22 protein-coding genes are annotated in these 19,223 nt (G+C 74.3%); 3 read left to right on the forward strand and 19 right to left on the reverse strand.

Features of this window, described 5'->3' with window-relative positions; translation table 11 throughout:
* Nucleotides 1-57: 57 nt before the first annotated feature.
* The 3 genes from groL to J116_RS10190 form a co-directional block, all read right to left on the reverse strand.
* Nucleotides 58-1,686, reverse strand: coding sequence for a chaperonin GroEL (groL, locus tag J116_RS10180; RefSeq protein ID WP_023586984.1), 1,629 nt, complete (start codon nt 1,684-1,686; stop codon nt 58-60).
* A gap of 118 nt (nt 1,687-1,804) precedes the next feature.
* Nucleotides 1,805-2,113, reverse strand: a complete 309-nt coding sequence (gene groES / locus J116_RS10185; protein ID WP_010471835.1) for a co-chaperone GroES — start codon at nt 2,111-2,113, stop codon at nt 1,805-1,807.
* A 345-nt stretch (nt 2,114-2,458) separates the two neighbouring features.
* Nucleotides 2,459-3,391: a polysaccharide deacetylase family protein gene (locus J116_RS10190; protein WP_023586985.1), complete on the reverse strand. Its 933-nt coding sequence runs from the start codon at nt 3,389-3,391 to the stop codon at nt 2,459-2,461.
* Nucleotides 3,392-3,549: 158 nt separating this feature from the next.
* On the opposite strand from J116_RS10190, the gene J116_RS10195 reads away from it, so the two are divergent.
* Entirely contained in the window at nt 3,550-4,740 is a 1,191-nt protein-coding gene (locus J116_RS10195) for a class I SAM-dependent methyltransferase (RefSeq protein WP_028963902.1), read from the forward strand.
* On the opposite strand, the gene J116_RS10200 is transcribed toward J116_RS10195, so the two are convergent.
* The 5 genes from J116_RS10200 to tsaB are packed head-to-tail and all read right to left on the reverse strand — an operon-like array spanning nt 4,682 to nt 8,057.
* On the reverse strand, nt 4,682-5,350 hold the full coding sequence (locus tag J116_RS10200) for a hypothetical protein (protein WP_023586987.1): 669 nt from the start codon (nt 5,348-5,350) through the stop codon (nt 4,682-4,684). The two genes, J116_RS10195 and J116_RS10200, sit on opposite strands and share 59 nt — an antisense overlap.
* Before the next feature lie 44 nt (nt 5,351-5,394).
* Nucleotides 5,395-5,658, reverse strand: coding sequence for a hypothetical protein (locus J116_RS10205; protein ID WP_023586988.1), 264 nt, complete (start codon nt 5,656-5,658; stop codon nt 5,395-5,397).
* A complete protein-coding gene (tsaD, locus tag J116_RS10210; RefSeq protein WP_023586989.1) occupies nt 5,655-6,749 on the reverse strand; it encodes a tRNA (adenosine(37)-N6)-threonylcarbamoyltransferase complex transferase subunit TsaD in 1,095 nt (364 codons plus the stop codon). The genes J116_RS10205 and tsaD overlap by 4 nt, the downstream gene beginning before the upstream one ends.
* Nucleotides 6,742-7,407 carry a GNAT family N-acetyltransferase gene (locus J116_RS10215; RefSeq protein ID WP_023586990.1) on the reverse strand — a complete coding sequence of 222 codons (666 nt, stop codon included), beginning with the start codon at nt 7,405-7,407 and terminating at the stop codon, nt 6,742-6,744. Before J116_RS10215 ends, tsaD begins: the two co-directional genes overlap by 8 nt.
* On the reverse strand, nt 7,404-8,057 hold the full coding sequence (tsaB, locus tag J116_RS10220; protein ID WP_023586991.1) for a tRNA (adenosine(37)-N6)-threonylcarbamoyltransferase complex dimerization subunit type 1 TsaB: 654 nt from the start codon (nt 8,055-8,057) through the stop codon (nt 7,404-7,406). Before tsaB ends, J116_RS10215 begins: the two co-directional genes overlap by 4 nt.
* A gap of 126 nt (nt 8,058-8,183) precedes the next feature.
* Between tsaB and J116_RS10225 the strand changes: the two genes are divergently transcribed.
* On the forward strand, nt 8,184-8,738 hold the full coding sequence (locus tag J116_RS10225) for a L,D-transpeptidase (protein ID WP_023586992.1): 555 nt from the start codon (nt 8,184-8,186) through the stop codon (nt 8,736-8,738).
* Between the two features lie 77 nt (nt 8,739-8,815).
* Here J116_RS10225 and J116_RS10230 read toward each other — a convergent pair whose 3' ends face one another.
* From J116_RS10230 to alr, 4 genes are all read right to left on the reverse strand, one after another.
* The gene (locus J116_RS10230) at nt 8,816-9,004 is read right to left on the reverse strand and encodes a hypothetical protein (RefSeq protein ID WP_023586993.1); all 189 of its coding nucleotides are present in this window, start codon (nt 9,002-9,004) and stop codon (nt 8,816-8,818) included.
* Nucleotides 9,005-9,290: 286 nt separating this feature from the next.
* On the reverse strand, nt 9,291-9,839 hold the full coding sequence (gene tsaE / locus J116_RS10235; protein WP_023586994.1) for a tRNA (adenosine(37)-N6)-threonylcarbamoyltransferase complex ATPase subunit type 1 TsaE: 549 nt from the start codon (nt 9,837-9,839) through the stop codon (nt 9,291-9,293).
* Between the two features lie 10 nt (nt 9,840-9,849).
* On the reverse strand, nt 9,850-11,034 hold the full coding sequence (locus tag J116_RS10240; protein ID WP_023586995.1) for an alpha/beta fold hydrolase: 1,185 nt from the start codon (nt 11,032-11,034) through the stop codon (nt 9,850-9,852).
* Nucleotides 11,035-11,044: 10 nt separating this feature from the next.
* Nucleotides 11,045-12,229: an alanine racemase gene (alr, locus tag J116_RS10245; protein ID WP_023586996.1), complete on the reverse strand. Its 1,185-nt coding sequence runs from the start codon at nt 12,227-12,229 to the stop codon at nt 11,045-11,047.
* A 249-nt stretch (nt 12,230-12,478) separates the two neighbouring features.
* Between alr and J116_RS10250 the strand changes: the two genes are divergently transcribed.
* Nucleotides 12,479-12,997, forward strand: coding sequence for a HEAT repeat domain-containing protein (locus J116_RS10250; RefSeq protein ID WP_023586997.1), 519 nt, complete (start codon nt 12,479-12,481; stop codon nt 12,995-12,997).
* A 45-nt stretch (nt 12,998-13,042) separates the two neighbouring features.
* Here the strand turns inward: J116_RS10250 and J116_RS10255 are convergent, their stop codons facing one another.
* The 7 genes from J116_RS10255 to J116_RS10285 all read right to left on the reverse strand — a co-directional run bounded on the left by J116_RS10255 (nt 13,043) and on the right by J116_RS10285 (nt 19,138).
* The gene (locus J116_RS10255; protein WP_023586998.1) at nt 13,043-13,651 is read right to left on the reverse strand and encodes an SMI1/KNR4 family protein; all 609 of its coding nucleotides are present in this window, start codon (nt 13,649-13,651) and stop codon (nt 13,043-13,045) included.
* A 128-nt stretch (nt 13,652-13,779) separates the two neighbouring features.
* Nucleotides 13,780-15,300, reverse strand: a complete 1,521-nt coding sequence (locus J116_RS10260; RefSeq protein ID WP_023586999.1) for a bifunctional ADP-dependent NAD(P)H-hydrate dehydratase/NAD(P)H-hydrate epimerase — start codon at nt 15,298-15,300, stop codon at nt 13,780-13,782.
* A gap of 4 nt (nt 15,301-15,304) precedes the next feature.
* Nucleotides 15,305-15,673 carry a holo-ACP synthase gene (locus J116_RS10265; RefSeq protein WP_023587000.1) on the reverse strand — a complete coding sequence of 123 codons (369 nt, stop codon included), beginning with the start codon at nt 15,671-15,673 and terminating at the stop codon, nt 15,305-15,307.
* Nucleotides 15,670-17,517, reverse strand: a complete 1,848-nt coding sequence (gene glmS / locus J116_RS10270; RefSeq protein ID WP_023587001.1) for a glutamine--fructose-6-phosphate transaminase (isomerizing) — start codon at nt 17,515-17,517, stop codon at nt 15,670-15,672. Before glmS ends, J116_RS10265 begins: the two co-directional genes overlap by 4 nt.
* 118 nt (nt 17,518-17,635) lie before the next feature.
* Nucleotides 17,636-18,442 (reverse strand): hypothetical protein, encoded by an 807-nt coding sequence (locus J116_RS10275; RefSeq protein ID WP_023587002.1) that lies wholly within the window; start codon nt 18,440-18,442, stop codon nt 17,636-17,638.
* A gap of 178 nt (nt 18,443-18,620) precedes the next feature.
* A complete protein-coding gene (locus J116_RS10280; protein WP_023587003.1) occupies nt 18,621-18,881 on the reverse strand; it encodes a Txe/YoeB family addiction module toxin in 261 nt (86 codons plus the stop codon).
* The gene (locus J116_RS10285; protein ID WP_028963906.1) at nt 18,878-19,138 is read right to left on the reverse strand and encodes a type II toxin-antitoxin system Phd/YefM family antitoxin; all 261 of its coding nucleotides are present in this window, start codon (nt 19,136-19,138) and stop codon (nt 18,878-18,880) included. The genes J116_RS10280 and J116_RS10285 overlap by 4 nt, the downstream gene beginning before the upstream one ends.
* Between the last annotated feature and the right edge of the window lie 85 nt (nt 19,139-19,223).

The raw sequence follows: 19,223 nt of genomic DNA on the forward strand, positions 1-19,223 counted from the left end.
TACCGGGCCTCGTCGTGTGCGGGCCGGCCGGGGCCGGCCCGCACGGGTGACCTGGGGTCAGTGGGAGTGGCCGTGGCCGTGGCCGTGGCCCGCGTCCGCCGGCTCCTCTTCCTTCTTCTCCACCACGAGGGTCTCGGTGGTGAGCAGGAGGGAGGCGATCGACGCGGCGTTCTCCAGCGCCGAGCGGGTGACCTTCACCGGGTCGATGACACCGGCCTTGACCAGGTCGCCGTACTCGCCGGTGGCGGCGTTGAAGCCCTGGCCCTTGTCGAGGTCGGCGACCTTCGAGGTGATGACGTAGCCCTCGAGACCGGCGTTCTCGGCGATCCAGCGCAGCGGCTCGACGGCGGCGCGGCGGACGACCGCGACACCGGTGGCCTCGTCGCCGGTCTTGCCGAGGTTGTCCTCCAGCACCTTCACGGCGTGGACGAGCGCGGAGCCACCACCGGAGACGATGCCCTCCTCGACCGCGGCGCGGGTCGCGGAGATGGCGTCCTCCAGACGGTGCTTCTTCTCCTTCAGCTCCACCTCGGTGGCGGCGCCGACCTTGATGACGCACACGCCGCCGGCGAGCTTCGCGAGGCGCTCCTGGAGCTTCTCGCGGTCCCAGTCGGAGTCGGTCGTCTCGATCTCGCCCTTGATCTGGGCGATGCGGCCGGCGACGTCCTCGGACTTGCCGCCGCCGTCCACGATGGTCGTGTCGTCCTTGGTGACGGTCACACGGCGGGCGGTGCCCAGCACGTCCAGGCCGACCTGGTCGAGCTTGAGGCCGACCTCCTCGGCGACGACGGTCGCACCGGTCAGGGCGGCCATGTCGCCGAGCATCGCCTTGCGGCGGTCGCCGAAGCCGGGGGCCTTGACCGCGACGGCGTTGAACGTGCCGCGGATCTTGTTGACGACCAGGGTGGAGAGCGCCTCGCCCTCGACGTCCTCGGCGACGATCAGCAGCGGCTTGGAGCCACCGGACTGGATGATCTTCTCCAGGAGGGGCAGCAGGTCCGCGATGGCGGCGATCTTGCCCTGGTGGATCAGGATGTACGGGTCGTCGAGGACGGCCTCCATACGCTCCTGGTCGGTGACCATGTACGGCGACAGGTAGCCCTTGTCGAACGCCATGCCCTCGGTGAAGTCCAGCTCCAGGCCGAAGGTGTTGGACTCCTCGACGGTGATGACGCCGTCCTTGCCGACCTTGTCCATGGCCTCGGCGATCAGCTCGCCGACCTGCTGGTCCTGCGCGGACAGCGCGGCGACCGCGGCGATGTCGGACTTCTCCTCGATCGGGCGCGCGGTGGCGAGCAGCTCGTCGGAGACGGCCTTGACCGCGGCGTCGATGCCCTTCTTCAGGGCGGCCGGGGAGGCGCCGGCGGCGACGTTGCGCAGACCCTCGCGGACGAGCGCCTGGGCCAGGACGGTGGCGGTGGTGGTGCCGTCACCCGCGATGTCGTTGGTCTTGGTCGCCACCTCCTTCACCAGCTGGGCGCCGAGGTTCTCGTACGGGTCCTCGACCTCGATCTCGCGGGCGATGGTGACACCGTCGTTGGTGATGGTCGGCGCACCGAACTTCTTGTCGATGACGACGTTGCGACCCTTGGGGCCGATCGTCACCTTGACGGTGTCGGCAAGCTTGTTGACGCCGCGCTCAAGGGCGCGACGGGCGTCCTCGTCGAACTTCAGGATCTTCGCCATGGGAGCGATTCAGCCCTCTCGGTACTGGGTGGAGAAAGAACGGCGCCCCTCGCCGCCCGGCGCACGTGCGGCAGCACAGCAGCGGGGGCCAGGGGCGCGGTTCACGGCACGTGGTGGATTACTTCTCGACGATCGCGAGCACGTCGCGGGCCGAGAGGACGAGGTACTCCTCGCCGCTGTACTTCACCTCGGTGCCGCCGTACTTGCTGTAGAGCACGATGTCGCCGGTCTTCACGTCGAGCGGCAGGCGCTCGCCGTTCTCGAAGCGGCCCGGGCCGACGGCCAGGACGACGCCCTCCTGGGGCTTCTCCTTGGCGGTGTCCGGAATGACCAGGCCAGAGGCCGTGGTCTGCTCGGCGTCGAGCGGCTGGACCACGATGCGGTCCTCGAGCGGCTTGATGGCAACCTTGGAGCTGGTGGTCGTCACGATCCGACCTCCCCCTTCGGAGATCTCACGGGGTCAACTGTCTGAGGTGGCGACCAGGTGGATCCGTCGTCGCGGGTGCCGGACCTGCCCGTCGCTGTGTTGGCACTCTCCTGCGGGGAGTGCCAGGGCCGAGACTATGACCGCGATTAGCACTCGGTCAAGCGGAGTGCCAGTTGCCCGCCGCGCGCCGCGCTCCCGCTCGTACTGGCGTACGACAGGACGGACCGGCGCCGTCGCGTGGCGTACGGCGCCGGGACCGGTCACCGCCGCGTCCGCGCACCGCGCCGGAACCGGTCACCGCCGCTCCTGCGCCGGGGCACCCGCGCGGTTCGCCGGGCGGGGCCGTCACACGTAGTCCTCCAGGCGGGCCACCGCGTACCCGCGCGCGGTGATGGTGTCCATGGCGCGGCGGATCATGTCGGCCATCGACCCCTTCCACTCGCCGCGCCCCCGGAAGTGGGTGAGGACGATGTCGCCGGGGTGCAGGTCGCGGTCCCATTCGCGCCACTCCATGCGGTCCGGGAACGCCTCGGCGGACCACAGCGGCACGGCCTTGATGCCGCAGTCGCGGGCGGCGCGCAGCGTGTCGGCGTCGTAGTTGCCGTAGGGCGGGCGGAACAGCGTGGGCCGCTTGCCGTACCGGCGCTGGATGACGTCCTGCTGGCCGCAGATCTCGCGCTTCTGCTCCTCGTAGGAGAGCGCGGGCATGTACGGGTGGGTCAGGGTGTGGTTGTGCAGGGCGACGCCGAGGCCCTGCATGCGCTTGAAGTAGCCGTAGTCCTCCTTGACCAGGTAGTCGCTGAGGAAGGCGCTGTACGGGATGTCCAGCTCGGACATCATCCGCAGCAGCTCGGGGTCCTTGTCGGCGCCGTCGTCGATGGTGAGGAACACGACGCGGTCCTTGGTCGGGACGGTGGTGAAGACCGGCGGGAGGCTGGGGTCGCCGACCTCGAAGCCCTTGCGGAAGGTGATCTCCGGCTTCACCTTCGGCGGGTCGGGGGGCAGGAGCGGGGTCTGTTTCAGGCCCCACCGGCGGGCGACGACCGCACGCCGCGCCTGGGCCTGGCGGAACCGCTCGACGTACGCGGTCAGCGCCTCGGACGCGGTCTCCGGCCGCGCCTGCGGGGCCTGCCGCCCCTGGCCCTGACCCGCCGGGGCCTGGCCGGCCTGTGCCTCGTTGCCGTGCCGCCCCGACGGGGCCGCGCCCGCGCCGGGCGGGTGGGTGCCCTCCGCCGCGCAGGCGGTTCCCAGGGCGGCGACGAGCAGGCCCGCGACCATCCCCGTGCGAGCGCGAGCCCAAGTCCGATTTACCGATGATGGACGCTTTTGTCGTACAAGCTGCATGGCGCCGCATCCTGTCAGCGCGGCGCCCCCGCGCCCCGGCGACACCGCCGCCGGGGCGGCACCATCCCCCGGCCGGCCCACACTCGGCCAGAATGGGACGGGTGACCGATCTCGCCGACCTCGAAGCCCTCCTCACCGACGAGGGCCGGGGCCTCCTCGCCGACCTGCGCCACTACGACCCCGCCCAGGAGCTGGCCATCGCCTCCCGGCTGCGCCGCGACCACCCGGCGGCGCTCGTGTCGGCGGCGCTCGGGCAGGCGCGGCTGCGACAGCGGGCGGTGGCCAAGTTCGGCGCCGACGACGCGTACCGGATGTTCTTCACGCCCAACGGCGTCGAGCAGTCCACGCGCGCCTCGGTCGCCGGGCACCGGGCGGCGGCCTTCGCGCGGCTCGGCGTGCGGAGCGTCGCGGACCTGTGCTGCGGCATCGGCGGCGACGCGGTCGCGCTGGCCAGGGCCGGTATCGCCGTCCTCGCCGTGGACCGCGACCCGCTCACGGCGGCCGTCGCCCGCGCCAACGCCGAGGCGCTGGGCCTGGCCGGTCTGATCGAGGTGCGCTGCGCGGATGTGACGGAGGTGGACACGTCCGCGTACGACGCCGTGTTCGTGGACCCGGCGCGGCGCGGCGGGCGGGGCCGGATCTTCGACCCGGAGGCGTACTCGCCGCCCCTGTCGTGGGCGGTGGACACGGCCCGGCGGGCCCGGCACGCGGCGCTGAAGGTCGCGCCGGGCATCCCGCACGAGGTGGTGCCGCCGGAGGCCGAGGCCGAGTGGATCTCGGACGGCGGGGACGTGAAGGAGGCCGTGCTGTGGTTCGGCACGGCGCCCGGTTCCGTACGGGCGACGCTGCTGCCGTCCGGGGCGGCCCTGGCCGTGCCGGGGCCACTGCCCGCGCCGCCGGTCCGGAAGGTCGGCCGCTACCTGTACGAGCCGGACGGCGCCGTCATCCGCGCGCACCTGGTCGCCGAGGTCGCCGCGCGGCTGGACGGCGGGCTCGTGGACGAGACGATCGCGTACGTCACGGCCGACGAGCTGCGCCCGACGCCGTACGCCACCGCGTACGAGATCACCGACGAGCTGCCGTTCAACCTGAAGCGGCTCAAGGCGCTGCTGCGGGAGCGCGAGGTGGGCACCCTGACGGTGAAGAAGCGCGGCTCGGCGGTGGAGCCGGAGGAGGTGCGGCGCCGGGTGAAGCCGAAGGGCCCGAACGCGGCGACCGTGTTCCTCACGCGTGTGGCGGGCGCCCCGACGATGCTGATCGGGCAGCCCGCGGGCCGGGGCTGAGGAGCCGTACGGCCAGCCGGTAGTGGGCGACCGCGTTCGCGGCGCCCGCCAGGCCGTTCACCCACAGCAGCAGCCCCGCGCCGACCCCGTACGCGACCTCGGCGTAGGTCGTGGAGCCCGGCCGCGCGGCGTACGGCACCGCCACGCAGATCCACAGTCCGGCGGCGCACAGCGCGAACGACACGAGCAGCCACGCGAGGCTCGGCCCCGGCGCCCGGTGCCGGGCGTCCCGCGCGGGAGCGTGGTCGAGCGCGGCCCACTGGACGAACAGCCGCCGCGCCGCCGCGTCCCCGCGCGCCCCCGCGACCTGGAAGTACGCGGCCGGGATGAACGCCCCGGCGCCGAGCCCGGCCAGGACCAGGCTCAGGAGGAAACCGAACGGGTCCAGGGCGTCGTGGAAGACGAGCAGCGCGGCGCCGATCAGGCCCCAGCCGGCCTCCAGCACCAGCAGCCACACCAGGAACAGGGCGAGGCGGCCGCCACCGACGGTCCGCCGCCCCAGCTCGCCCATCGCGCGGTCCCGGTCGGCGAGCAGCGACTCGCGGTCGGGCCAGGCGCGCAGGTGCGGGGGCGGCGGTGGCGGCGGGAGCGTACGGAGGCTGGAGGACACGAACCGAGCCTAGATCGCCTGAGGCCGCCGCCCCGGCGCGGGTCCTACGCGGCGACGTCCCGCGAGACGAAGCGCCAGCGGTGGACCGGGCGGGTCAGCAGCCCGGCCGGGGGCTCCGGGAGCTCGGGGAGCGCCGCGTCCTCGTCCGGCACGTCCCACCAGGTCAGGACGAGGACCCGGTCCTGCGCCGCCGTGAACGTCTCGCGGCGCAGCGGTACGCCCTCCAGCTCCTGGGCCCGCGCCCACTCCAGCAGGTCGGCACCCCGGCCGGGCACGGCGCGGGCCTCCCACATCAGCGTGACCGTCACGAGTACAGGTTCTCCTTGCTGATCTCGTGCAGGTGGTCGTGGTCGTGACCGCCAGGCACGTGCGGGTCCGTGACCGGCAGGGACGAGTCGGCGGACAGCTCCAGGTCGGAGGCGGGCCGGTTGCGGGCGACCATCTCGGCGCCGAGCGCGGCGACCATCGCGCCGTTGTCGGTGCACAGGCCCGGGCGCGGCACGCGCAGCCGGATACCGGCCCGCTCGCAGCGCTCCTCGGCGAGGGCCCGCAGCCGGGAGTTGGCCGCGACACCGCCGCCGATCATCAGATGGTCGACGCCCTGGTCCTTGCAGGCCCGCACGGCCTTGCGGGTCAGCACGTCCACGACGGCCTCCTGGAAGGACGCGGCCACGTCCCGTACGGGCACGTCCTCACCGGCGTTCCGCTTCGCCTCGACCCATCGGGCCACGGCGGTCTTCAGGCCGGAGAAGGAGAAGTCGTACGCGGGGTCGCGCGGCCCGCTCAGTCCGCGCGGGAACGCGATGGCGGCCGGGTCGCCCTCCTTGGCGAGCCGGTCGATGACGGGGCCGCCGGGGAAGCCCAGGTTCAGCACGCGGGCGATCTTGTCGAACGCCTCGCCCGCCGCGTCGTCGATGGTGGCGCCCATGGGGCGGACGTCGGAGGTGATGTCGGGCGCGAGGAGCAGCGACGAGTGGCCGCCGCTGACCAGCAGCGCCATCGTCGGCTCGGGCAGCGGCCCGTGCTCCAGCTGGTCCACGCAGATGTGCGAGGCCAGGTGGTTCACCCCGTACAGCGGCTTGTCCAGGGCGTACGCGTACGCCTTCGCCGCGGAGACGCCGACCAGCAGCGCGCCCGCGAGGCCCGGGCCCGCGGTGACGGCGATGCCGTCGAGGTCGCGCGCGGAGATCCCGGCGTCCCTCAGGGCCCGCTCGATGGTCGGGACCATGGCCTCCAGGTGGGCGCGGGAGGCGATCTCGGGAACGACGCCGCCGTACCGGGCGTGCGTGTCCACGCTCGACGCGACGGCGTTCGCGAGCAGGGTGGTGCCGCGGACGATGCCGACGCCGGTCTCGTCGCAGGAGGTCTCGATGCCGAGGACGAGGGGTTCGTCAGCCATGGGTCTCAGCGCTCTCAGGGGTCGTCAGGTCGGTCGGGGCGGTCGGGTCGGTCGGGTCGGTGGTGGTCTCCGGCTCCGGCTGGGGCGAGGCGGGGTCCTGGACGGTCAGCCGCATCACGAGGGCGTCCACGTTGCCCGGCTGGTAGTAGCCGCGGCGGAAGCCGATGGGCTCGAAGCCGAACCGCTCGTACAGCCGCTGGGCGCGGGTGTTGTCCACCCGCACCTCCAGGAGGACTTCCTCGCACTCGAACGCGGTGGCGTGGTGGAGGAGCTCGGTCAGCAGGCGGGCGCCGAGGCCGGTGCCCCACTGGTCGCGGGCGACGGCGATGGTCTGGACGTCGCCGAGCCCGCCGGCCGCCGCGAGCCCCGCGTACCCGACGATACGGGCGGGACGCGGGCCGCCGGGCCCGTCGCCGGGCTCTTCCGGGAACCCGGCCGCGGGCTCTTCCGGGAACCCGGCCGCGGGCTCCTCCGCGGACCCGGCCGCGGGCTCCTCCGCGACGATGTACCGGCGGGTCGAGCGCGGGCCGCGCGCGTGGGCCAGCTCCGACCAGAACATGCCCTCCGACCAGGCGTCCTCGGGGAACAGCTCCCGTTCGAGCTCCAGCACCGGTGCGATGTCCCACCAGCGCATCTCGCGCAGTACGGGCCCGGTCACTTCGGCGTGACCACCTTGTAGTTCTTCGGCACCTGCGCGTCGGGACGGCGCAGGTACATCGGGCGCGGCTCCAGCAGCTCCTCGCCCGCCGCGAGCCGTTCGGCGGCGAGCGCGGCGAGCGCGGCGGCGGACTGGTGCTCGGGGGCGCGGGCGTCCGGGAAGACCTCGCCGTACAGCCGCGCCCCGGCGCCGACCGCCGGGAGGCCCGCGACCTGTTCGGCGATGTCGGCGGGCCGGTCGACGGACGGCTCGGTCGTACGGGTGCGGTGGTCGTCGTACCGCGCCCAGTACACCTCCTTGCGGCGCGCGTCGGTCGCCACGACGAACGGCTCGTCGATGCCGGAGGCGTAGGCGAGACCGTCGAGCGTGCAGAGCCCGTGGACGGGCACGCCGAGGGCGGAGGCGAAGGTGGCCGCCGTGACCAGGCCGACGCGCAGCCCCGTGTACGGGCCGGGGCCGACGCCGACGACGACGCCCGTGACGGCGCCGAGCTTCAGACCGGCCTCACCGAGGACGCGGTGGACGGCGGGCAGCAGCAGCTCCCCGTGCCGCCTGGCGTCGACCTGCGCGGACTGGGCGAGGACCGACTGCCCGTCGTGGAGGGCGACGGTGACGGCGGGGGTGGCGGTATCCATGGCGAGCAACAGCACGCGAACAGCCTACGGCGCCCGCGGGGCGGGCACGGCGCCCCCGTACCGGCCGGGCGCTGGTGCTACGGTCACACCGATACGTCGTATGAGAGGTGGAGCAGCGTGGCAAGGAGCAGCTCGGGATTCGTGGCCGGGCTCACGGCGGCGGCGCTCGCGGCGGTCGGCTTCCTCGCCTACCAGGCGTCGGCCACCGCCCCCGCCGATCTGCGGTCCGCGGCGAAGGCGACCGGCTCCGCGTCGCCGTCCGCGTCCCCCGCCGCCTCCGCGCCGGGCGCCCCCGCCGAGCCCGTCAAGGACCCGCTGGCGCTGCCGCCGCAGTCCGGTTCGGGCGAGCGCGTCGTGTACGCGCTGGCCGACCGGCGGGTGTGGCTGGTGGACGAGAGCGGCAAGGTGACCCGTACGTTCCCGGTGACGCCCAGCACGGTCAGCCCGGCGCCCGGCACGTACGCGGTGACGTCCCGGTCGGGCGTGGTGCGCGGCTCCGACGGGGTGCAGGTGGAGCACGTGGTGCGGTTCGCGACGGTGGACGGGGTGACGGTCGGCTTCAGCGCCGCCGTGGACGGCTCCATGTCCAGCCCGGACCCGAGCCGCCGTACGGGCGGGGTGCGGATGGCGCGGGCGGACGGCGACGCGCTGTGGACGTTCGCGACGGTCAACGCGAAGGTGGTCGTCGTTCCCTGAGACGGCGTGCCGGTGGTGCTGCGCCTGGTGCGCGTACCCGGCGCACGTGTGAGGTGCGGCAGGCGCCCCGTGACCGCTCAGGCGGCGCGGGGCGTCTCGTTCTCCCGCTCGTCCGCCGCGTCGTCGGGCTCGGCCACCGGGGCCGTGGCCGGTGCCGGGACCGGGCGGGGCGGGGTGGACACGGCGCTGGCCGCCGCGCAGGACGCCAGCAGATCACGCATGGACACCTCCGACGGCTGCCGCCGTTCCGGCTGCTGCTGCGGCATGGTTGCCTCCTGGCTCCGCTGGCGGGACGGGGAGTTAGGTAAACCTAACCACCGACTGGTATCCATGTGACCACGCCTCGGAGGTACGGCGCAACAATTTGCCGACGTCTTGTCGGAACGTACGGGCGCGAGCGCCACCGGCGCACGGGCGCGTGCGGGGCGCCGTACGGGCCGGGGCGCACGGGGGCGTTGCGCGGGGCGCGAGTGCCGTACGGGCGCGGGGCGCCCGCGCGCCGGTACGCGCGCGGGCCCGTCCACGTACCGGCGCGCGCCGCCTGGCTCCGGCTCAGCCCAGCTTCAGGTCCACGCCCTCCCAGCGCGCCCCCACGCCGGTGAGCGTCACCTCGCGCCGGTCGTCGTCCGTGGCGCCGACGACCCGGTCGATGACCACGTGCAGCCGGTCGTCCGTCAGGTCCTCGACCTTGCCGTCGCCCCACTCGACGACGACCACCGACTCGGGCAGCGACACGTCGAGGTCCAGGTCCTCCATCTCGTCCAGGCCGCCGCCCAGCCGGTAGGCGTCCACGTGGACCAGCGCGGGGCCGCCGGTCAGCGACGGGTGGACACGGGCGATGACGAACGTCGGGGACGTGACCGCGCCGCGCACGCCGAGGCCCTCGCCGAGGCCGCGCGTCAGGGTCGTCTTTCCGGCGCCCAGCTCCCCGGTGAGCATCACCAGGTCGCCGGGGCGCAGCAGCCGGGCGAGGGCGCGGCCGAGTTCCTGCATCTCCTGGGGCGAGTGCACGGTGAGGCGGGCGGTGGCGGGGGCCTGCGAGGTGGCGGCGGGGGCGGGGGTCCCGGCGGCCCCGGTCGTGTCGGTGTGCGCAGCTTCCATACCAGCAAACCTAACCGCTGCGGCCGCCCGTCCCCGCGTCGTCCGGGGCGAGCGCCCCCGCCCGTACCAGCAGCTCCACCAGCCGCGCGGTGACCGTACCGGGGTGCTCCAGCATCACCAGGTGCCCGCCGTCGGGGACGACGGCCAGCTCGGCGTCCGGCAGGAGCGCGGCGATGGCCTCCGTGTGGGACAGCGGCGTGACCAGGTCCTTCTCGCCCGCCAGGACCAGGACGGGGATCTCCGCGTCGGCGAGGGCGGCCAGCGCGTCGGCCTTGTCGTGCTCGGCGAACGCGGGGTAGAACTCGGCGACCACATCGATGGGCGTGGCCTCGATCATCCGCTCGGCGAACCGGGCGATCACCGGGTCCACGTCCCCGGAACCGAAGCTGTACCGCTTGACCAGGCCCGCGAACAGGTCGGCCGTCGCCCGCCGCCCGCGCTCCACCAGCTCCGCCCGCGCCCCGAGGGCCCGCAGCACGCCGGGCAGGACACGCCGCACGGCCTGGGCGGGGGCCGCCGGGAGGCCGTACGTCAGCTCGGCGAGGCGCCCCGACGACGTACCGAGGAAGGCGACGCCGACGACCCGGTCGCGGACCAGCTCCGGGTACTGGTCGGCCAGCGCCATGACGGTCATCCCGCCCATGGAGTGCCCCACCAGCACCAGGGGCCCCTCGGGCGCGGCGGCGTCGATGACGGCCCTCAGGTCGCGCCCGAGGCGGTCGATGGAGACGGGGCCGGTGCCGCGCCCGGACCGGCCGTGGCTGCGCTGGTCCCAGTAGACGGCCCGGACCCGGCCGCGCAGGGCGGCGCGCTGGAAGTGCCAGGAGTCCTGGCTGAGGCAGTAGCCGTGGCTGAACACGACGGTGGGGCCGCCGGGGCCCTCCAACTCCTCGGTCTCGTAGTGCAGGGCCGTGCCGTCGTCGGCGGTGGCCGTGCCGGGGCTGCCGCGCAGCGCGCCGTAGGGGGCGGAGGCGTCCAGGGCGAGGCGGGCCTTGCGGCGTACGCCCCGGCCGACGGTGAGCCGCTCCAGGGCGACCCCGGCGGCCGCGCCCGCCGCGACGACGCCGATGGCCGCGCCCGCGAACCCGGCTCGTCGCCGCCAGCCCGTCGCCGTCGGCGCACCCGCCTCGGCGAGCACCGCGCCGACGGCGGACGCCGCCGCCTCCGCTCCCGTCCCCGTACCGGTCTCCGTCACGGCTCCCCCACTACCCCCGCTCGTGGAGGTGGACGCGCGGCACGCGGGAGCCGACGCGGGTGACGATCTCGTACGCGATGGTGTCCGCCGCCCGCGCCCAGTCCTCGGCCGTGGGCTCACCGTCGTCGCCGGGCCCGAACAGCACCGCGCGGGCGCCCGGCTCCACCGTGTCGTCGCCCAGGTCCACCACGAACTGGTCCATCGCCACGCGTCCGGCCACCGTCCGCACGGCCCCGCCCAGCAGCACGGGGCCTCGGCCCGAGGCGTGGCGGGGGACGCCGTCCGCGTAGCCGAGCGGCACCAGGGCGAGGTTCGTCTCGCGGTCGGTGACGTAGTGGTGGCCGTAGCTGATGCCGAGTCCGGGCGGCGCCTGCTTCACGGACGCCACACTGGCGCTCAGCCGCATCACGGGCCGCAGCCCGAAGTCGGCGGGGGTGCCCAGCTCGGGGCTGGGCGAGATCCCGTACATCGCCACCCCCGTGCGGACGAGGTCGAAGTGCGACTCGGGCAGGGTGAGCGTGGCGGGCGAGTTCGCCATGTGCCGCACCTCGGGCTCGGCCCCGGCCTTCTCCGCGTACTCCAGCATGTCGTGGAAGCGGGCCAGCTGGGCGCCGATGGAGGGGTGCCCGGGCTCGTCGGCGCAGGCGAAGTGCGACCACAGGCCGGTGACCCGCACCAGCCCGTCGGCCTGCGCCTTGAGGGCCTCGCCGACGAGGCGGGGCCAGTCGGCGGCCAGGCAGCCGTTGCGGCCGAGGCCCGTGTCGGCCTTGAGCTGGACGCGGGCGGGACGGCCCGCTGCGCGGGCGGCTTCGGCGGCCTCGTGGAGGGCCCACAGCCCGCTGACCCCGATGTCGATCCCGGCGTCCACGGCGGCGCGGAACGGCCCGCCGGGCGTCCACAGCCAGCACAGGAGCGGGGCATCGATCCCGGCGGCGCGCAGCGCGAGCGCCTCGTACGGCGTGGCCGTGCCGAGCCAGGCGGCACCGGCGTCGAGCGCGGCGCGGGCGCACGGGACGGCGCCGTGCCCGTACGCGTCGGCCTTGACGACCGCCATGAGCCGGGCGCCGCTCGGCGCGACACGCGCCCGTAGCGCGCGGACGTTCGCGCGCAGCGCGTCGAGGTCGATCTCGGCGCGGGCGCGGGTGTCGGGGCGCTCGGGCTCGTGGGTGGCGCGGGGCTGCGGTGTGGTACTCATCGCGCCCAGTGTCTCAGGTACCCCCCGGAACCCAGGGCTCCACGCCCTGTCACCCCCCTCACGCCCACCGGCACCTGCCCTTTTCACCTGCGGTCCGGCCGGGGCGACGACCGGGGTGGTCTTGTTAGGGTTCGCCCGAGACCTGGGGCGTTCAGCAGCCTCCCGTGTGGGCACGGCCCGGCGGCCGTGACACGCTCACGCTCTTCGACCACTTCGACGAGGACATCACCGCACGGGAGGGGTCAGGCGATGACGCCTGAGGAGCAGGAACTGATCGTGGGCCTGGTGATCGCGCCGGGGTCGCCCCCGACGCGCACGGTCGACGAGGTGCTCGCCCACTTCGGCGAGTCCGACGGCGGGGTACTGGCGCTCCGGCTGCTCCGGGACGCCATGGAGCGCCGGGACGCCGACGACGTCGAGTTCGCGCTGGTCGTCAAGGCTGCCGCCCATGCCTCGGGCGAGGAGTTCCTGGAACCGCTGATCGAACTGTTCCCCGCCGACTGGCACAGGGACCACGAGGACATCGTGTCCGCGCTGGGCAGGTTCCGCTCGCCCAGGACGGTGCCGACGCTGGTCCTGGCGACTCACTGGGTTCCCGAGTACCTGGACTTCGACGAGGCCCGGGCGCTCGCGGTGAAGGCGATCTGGGCACTCGGCGCCATTCCCGGACCGGAGGCCCGGGAAGCCCTGGAGGGCCTGCGCGACGCCGACAACGAGATCATCCGTGAGAACGCGGTGAACCAGCTCGCACGCCGCGGCGAGCTCTGACCGCGCCGACCGCAGCGCTCGTCCCCGGCCAGCCGGATCTCGCCCCTAATGCTGCGCGTACGGGTCCGGGTCGCCGGTGAGGCGGTCGAGGCCGGCCAGGTAGCGGCGCTGCTCCTCCCGCCAGTGCACGAAGCGGACCGGCGTGCCGTGCCAGAAGACCAGGCTGACCGGCGGGTCGTCGTACTCGTCGGCCAGCAGCCGGTGCAGGAACTCCGCCATCCCGTACGGGTGCACGGCGAACGTCGGCGACGTGTGCCGCCCGCACACGACCACCGGCCAGCGGTCCGGGTCCGGGTCGGTGGTGAGCCAGCACAGGATGTCGGGGCCCGCCGTGACGCCCCACGCCAGGAGGTGCTCCGGGTCGGCGTCCAGCGCGTCGCGACCGCCCTCCACCCGCCAGGTGTCACGGACGTTCGCGGTCTCCTCGGCGATGTCGCCGGGCGGCCACTGGAGGCCCTCCTGCGGCAGCGGGAGCAGCACGGTGGCCTCGCCGTTGATGGAGCCGCCGCCGTAGCGCGCCATGAAGTCCCGGTAGTCGGCGGGGAAGGGGACGCCCCACCGCGCCTCGGCGGCCGCCCAGTCGATCCGTTCGTCCGCCCCGTGGACCGACGGCATGATGCGCGCCAGCGCGGCGACGTGCGGGTGCTCCCCCACGATCCCTCCCACCCCTGGAAAACGAGCAAATCCTACGCAGCCCGGTGTCCCCCACCGGCCGCGGCCCGCCCCCCCGTCCGGGAGCCCGCGGGCGCGCCGGAGTCGTGGGGCGCGCGACTGGACGGCCCTCACGCGCCGGGCGCCGCCGCGGCCACGTCCCGCCACGCCCCCGGCAGCGCCCGCGCCACCTCGTGGGCCGTCAGCGGAGCGCCCCCGGCCGCACCGGGAGCCGCCCGGCCACCGTCGTACGGGTACGCCCCCGCCCCCGTAGGGGAAACCCCCGCACCCCCCGTCGCCGCCCGCCGCGCCGCCAGGCCGTGCAGGTAGGCGCCGACCGAGCCCGCGTCCCGCGCCGTCAGGCCCGCCGCCAGGAGCGAACCCGTCAGGCCCGACAGGACGTCACCGCTGCCCGCGGTCGCCAGCCACGGCGTGCCCGTCGGGTTCACCCGCACCGGCACCCCCGGCGACGGGTCGGCGACCAGCGTGGTGGAGCCCTTCAGCAGCACCGTCGCCCCGTACCGCCCCGCCAGTTCCCGCACCGCGTCCAGCCGCCGCGCCTCCACGTCCTCCCGTACCGTGCCCAGCAGGGCCGCCGCCTCGCCCGCGTGCGGGGTCAGCAGGGTCGGCGCGGGCCGCGCACGTACCGCCGCCGGGTCCAGCAGGCGCAGCCCGTCCGCGTCGACCAGCACCGGCACGTCCGACGCCAGTACGTCCGCCACGCCGGGCGTGTCCGCGAGGCCCGGCCCGATCACCCACGCCTGGACCCGCCCCGCCCTCCCGGGCGGCCCCGGGTGCACCAGCGTCTCCGGGTACCGGGCCAGCACCGCGTCGCCCGCCGGCCCCACGTACCGCACCGCCCCCGCCCCGCCGCGCAGCGCGCCCGCGACGGCCAGCACGGCGGCGCCCGGGTACCGCGCCGACCCGGCGACGACCCCGACGACCCCGCGCCGGTACTTGTCGCTCTCCGCGGCGGGCACCGGCAGCAGCCGCGCCACGTCCGCGTGCTGGAGCGCCTGAAGCTCCGGCGCGCCCGGCAACAGGTCCCGGATGCCGATGTCCACGAGCCGCAGCGCGCCCGCGTACTCCCGCGCCGGGTCCACGAGCAGCCCCGGCTTGTACGCGCCGAACGTCACCGTCGCGTCCGCCCGCACCGCCTCGCCCTCGACGGCGCCCGTGTCCGCGTCGACGCCGCTCGGCAGGTCCACCGCGACCACCACCGCGCCCGACTCCCGCGCGGCCCGCACCACCGGCACGGCCTCGGGGCGCAGCCCGCCGCGCCCGCCGATCCCGGTGATGCCGTCCACCACCAGGTCGGCGCGGGCCAGCACCCCGTACGGGTCGTCCGCGACCCGGCCCCCGGCGCGTACGAGCGCGTCGAGCCCGGCCTCGTGGACGCGCCGCCCCAGCCGCACCGCCGACACCCCGGCCCCGCGCCGGGCGAGCAGCGCCCCGGCGTACAGGGCGTCACCGCCGTTGTCGCCGCTGCCGACGAGGAGGACGACCCGCGCCCCGTACACCCGCCGCAGCAGCCCCGCACAGGCACCGGCGAGACCGGCCGCCGCCCTCCGCATCAGCGCCCCCTCGGGGAGCCGGGCCATCAGCGCGGCCTCGGCCGCCCGTACGTCCTGAACGCGATAAGCGGTACGCATGCGCTCAACCCTCCGCGATCACCACGGCGGACGCCACCCCCGCGTCATGGCTGAGCGACACATGCCAGTGCCGTACGCCCAGTTCGGCGGCGCGCGCGGCGACCGTGCCGCGCACCCGCAGCCGGGGCTGCCCGCTCTCCTCCACGTACACCTCCGCGTCCGTCCAGTGCAGCCCGCCCGGCGCGCCGAGCGCCTTCGCGACGGCCTCCTTCGCGGCGAACCGCGCGGCGAGCGAGGCGACCCCCCGCCGCTCGCCGCTCGGCAGGAACAACTCCCGCTCCACGAACAGCCGTTGCGCCAGCTGCGGGGTGCGCTCCAGCGCCTCCGCGAACCGGTCGATCTCCGCTACGTCGATCCCCACCCCGATGATCATTCGACGGTGACCGACTTCGCGAGGTTGCGCGGCTGGTCGACCTCGTTGCCGCGGGCGGTGGCCAGTTCGCAGGCGAAGACCTGCAACGGCACGGTGGAGACGAGCGGCTGAAGGAGCGTCGGCGTGGCCGGGACGCGGACCAGGTGGTCGGCGTACGGCACGACGGCCTCGTCGCCCTCCTCCGCGATGACGATCGTGCGGGCGCCGCGCGCGCGGATCTCCTGGATGTTGGAGACCATCTTGCCGTGCAGCACCGACCGGCCGCGCGGCGAGGGCACCACGACGACGACCGGCAGGTCCTTCTCGACGAGCGCGATCGGCCCGTGCTTCAGCTCGCCCGCCGCGAAGCCCTCGGCGTGCATGTACGCCAGCTCCTTGAGCTTCAGGGCGCCTTCCAGCGCGACCGGGTAGCCGACGTGGCGGCCGAGGAACAGCACCGTGTCGTGGCCGGCGAGGGAGCGCGCCAGTTCCCGTACGGGCTCCATCGTCTCCAGGACCCGCTCCACGTCCTCCGCGATGCGGGCGAGGTCCCGGATGACGGCGCGGATCTCGTCGCCCCACTGGGTGCCGCGCACCTGGCCCAGGTACAGGGCGAGGAGGTAGCAGGCGACGAGCTGCGTCAGGAACGCCTTGGTGGACGCGACGGCGACCTCGGGCCCGGCGTGGGTGTACAGCACGGCGTCGGACTCGCGGGGGATGGTGGAGCCGTTGGTGTTGCAGACGGCCAGCACGCGGGCGCCCTGCTCGCGGGCGTGCCGCAGCGCCATCAGGGTGTCCATCGTCTCGCCGGACTGGGAGATCGCGACGACCAGGGTCCGCTGGTCGAGGATCGGGTCCCGGTAGCGGAACTCGCTGGCCAGCTCCACCTCGCAGGGGATGCGGGTCCAGTGCTCGATGGCGTACTTGGCGATGAGCCCGGCGTGGAAGGCGGTGCCGCACGCGACGATGACGACCTTCGTGGCCTCCCGCAGGACGGCGGCGGGGATGCGCACCTCGTCCAGCGTCAGCGAGCCCTCGGCGTCGATCCGGCCGAGCAGCGTGTCCGCGACGGCCTTCGGCTGCTCGGCGATCTCCTTGAGCATGAAGGAGGCGTAGCCGCCCTTCTCGGCGGCCGACGCGTCCCAGTCCACGTGGTACGAGCGGACGTCGGCGGGCGCCCCGTCGAAGTCCGTGATGACGACGCCGTCCCGGCGCAGCTCGACGACCTGGTCCTGGCCCAGCTCGATCGCGGAGCGGGTGTGCTCGATGAACGCGGCCACGTCGGAGGCGAGGAACGACTCGCCCTCGCCGACGCCGACGACGAGCGGCGAGTTGCGGCGGGCGCCGACGACGACGTCCGGCTCGTCGGCGTGGACGGCGACGAGGGTGAACGCCCCTTCGAGGCGGCGGCACACCTGCCGCATGGCCTCCGCGAGGTCGGCGGTGGACGAGTGCGCCTCGGCGAGGAGGTGGGCGACGACCTCGGTGTCGGTCTCGGACGCCAGGTCGTGGCCGCGCTCGGCGAGTTCGGCCCGGAGGGCGGCGAAGTTCTCGATGATGCCGTTGTGGACGACGGCGACGCGGCCCGCGTTGTCGAGGTGCGGGTGGGCGTTGGTGTCGGTGGGGCCGCCGTGCGTGGCCCACCGGGTGTGCCCGATGCCGGTGGACCCGGCCGGGAGGGGCCGGGTGACCAGCTCCTTGTCCAGGTTGACGAGCTTGCCGGCCTTCTTGGCGGCGGCGAGTCCCCCGTCCGCGAGGACGGCGACCCCGGCGGAGTCGTAGCCCCGGTACTCCAGGCGCTTCAGCCCCGCGACGACCACATCAAGCGCCGACTGCCCGCCGACGTATCCCACGATTCCGCACATGCACGGCAGCCTACGGCCCCGAGGCCCGCCGGACCCGTCACGATCACCCCACCTGGCGCAACAACGCCCCGCCCCCGGGCCCGCGCCGGGCGGGTGGGGGCGGGGCGGAGGAGCCGGACTACGACGCCTTGGCGACCTTCGCGACCTGCGCGTCGATGACGGCGGTCGGCAGCGGGAAGTCCTTGCCGCCCATCGAGGCGCCGATGTTCATGGCCATGAACGTGGCGACCGTGCTGCCCTGGCGGACGGCGGCGACCTTGAAGGTCATGGTCTTGCCCTCCTCCTCGGCCGCGGCGGTCAGCACCCAGGCACCGGCCTCGTCCCCGCCGGACACCTTGGCCTCCTCCACCTTGAGGACCTTGGTCTGGTCGCCGCCCTGCGTCACGGTGAAGCCGCCCGCGCAGGCCGTACCGGCGGCGCGCAGCGACGCGACGGCCTCCTCCGCGCCCTTGCCCTCGTACGCGGCGAGCTTGTCCACGGTGACGGTGACGGCGAACGCGGAGGTGAGCGCCTCCTCCATCTCCTTCTCCGTCATGTCCGCGAGGGACTTGCCCGGAGACGGCTTCTGCGCCTCCTCCAGCACCTTGCGGGTGGCGTCCGCGGCGGGCTTGCCCAGGGCGATGCTGGAAGAGGCGTGGGCGAGCGGCAGGCACTCCTGCTTGTCCACGGTGACGTCGCCGGGCTTGCCGACGTCGCCCGCCTTGGCCGGGCTGATCTTGTGACCCGGAACGTCGCCCTGGGTGAGCATGGCCTGCTCCAGCTCGGCGGCGGTCAGCACCTTCGCGGCGGGCGCCGCGGCGGCGCCCTTGTCGCCACCGCCCTTGCCGCCGTCGGCCGCCTTGTCGCCGCCGCACGCGGAGACGAGCAGGGCGAGGGACACCGCGGACGCGGCGACGGAGGTACGGCGAATGAGGGAGGAGCGCATGGCACCACTTTCTGTGTGATTGGTGTGCACACGATAAGCGCGCGGTGTGACAAAACGATCACACCAGGCACCCCACCCCCACACCGTGACCCACCCGTGATTCCCTCACACCACGCGGGTCCGCCCCGACCGCCCAATCCCCGAGCAGCCCGAGGACCGGACCGTGACCCGGGGGGACTCAATCCCCGTAGTGGTAACGGGCCTGAGCGATCTCGATGCAGTCGTCGCGCACGCGATACACAAGCCGGTGCTCGTCGGTGATGCGGCGCGACCACCACCCGGACAGGTTGCCCTTGAGCGGCTCGGGTTTACCGATGCCCTCGAACGGCGTGCGCGCGATGTCCTTGATCAGGCGGTTGATTGTCTTGAGGATCTTCGGATCGGCGTTCAGCCAGTGCACGTACTGCTCCCACGCCGTGGCGGAGAACAGCTTCTTCACTCGTCGTCCCCCGTCTCGGCCAAGTCCCCGACCTGGCCTCGTCCCGCGTCCAGTTCCGCGATGGAGTCCATCAGCGCGCGGGCGTTGGCGGGCGAACGAAGCAGGTACGCGGTCTCCTGCCAGCCACGGAAGTCGTCCTCCGCGATCAGGTAGGCGTTCCCCTTGCGCGAGGTGATGTGCACGGGCTCGTGGTCGTTGTTGACCTTCTCTATCAGCGGAAAGAGCTCATCCCGTGCCTTGCTGGCGCTGATCGACATGCCCGGCCCCTCCCTGGAGTCGTACAACATTTCCGTACCGTACAGCTTTACCGTACCACTCGCCGCGCCGGCCAGGCGCGGCCCC

The organism is Streptomyces thermolilacinus SPC6 (genome assembly GCF_000478605.2).
GTDB lineage: Bacteria > Actinomycetota > Actinomycetes > Streptomycetales > Streptomycetaceae > Streptomyces > Streptomyces thermolilacinus.

Coding starts and splice junctions, on each gene's coding strand:
- groL (WP_023586984.1), bottom strand. CDS start 1,686: ATGGCGAAGATCCTGAAGTTCGACGAGGACGCCCGTCGCGCCCTTGAG.
- J116_RS10190 (WP_023586985.1), bottom strand. CDS start 3,391: ATGGTCGCGGGCCTGCTCGTCGCCGCCCTGGGAACCGCCTGCGCGGCG.
- J116_RS10195 (WP_028963902.1), top strand. CDS start 3,550: ATGGGACGGGTGACCGATCTCGCCGACCTCGAAGCCCTCCTCACCGAC.
- tsaD (WP_023586989.1), bottom strand. CDS start 6,749: ATGGCTGACGAACCCCTCGTCCTCGGCATCGAGACCTCCTGCGACGAG.
- J116_RS10230 (WP_023586993.1), bottom strand. CDS start 9,004: ATGCCGCAGCAGCAGCCGGAACGGCGGCAGCCGTCGGAGGTGTCCATG.
- tsaE (WP_023586994.1), bottom strand. CDS start 9,839: ATGGAAGCTGCGCACACCGACACGACCGGGGCCGCCGGGACCCCCGCC.
- alr (WP_023586996.1), bottom strand. CDS start 12,229: ATGAGTACCACACCGCAGCCCCGCGCCACCCACGAGCCCGAGCGCCCC.
- J116_RS10250 (WP_023586997.1), top strand. CDS start 12,479: ATGACGCCTGAGGAGCAGGAACTGATCGTGGGCCTGGTGATCGCGCCG.
- J116_RS10260 (WP_023586999.1), bottom strand. CDS start 15,300: ATGCGTACCGCTTATCGCGTTCAGGACGTACGGGCGGCCGAGGCCGCG.
- J116_RS10265 (WP_023587000.1), bottom strand. CDS start 15,673: ATGATCATCGGGGTGGGGATCGACGTAGCGGAGATCGACCGGTTCGCG.
- glmS (WP_023587001.1), bottom strand. CDS start 17,517: ATGTGCGGAATCGTGGGATACGTCGGCGGGCAGTCGGCGCTTGATGTG.
- J116_RS10275 (WP_023587002.1), bottom strand. CDS start 18,442: ATGCGCTCCTCCCTCATTCGCCGTACCTCCGTCGCCGCGTCCGCGGTG.
- J116_RS10285 (WP_028963906.1), bottom strand. CDS start 19,138: ATGTCGATCAGCGCCAGCAAGGCACGGGATGAGCTCTTTCCGCTGATA.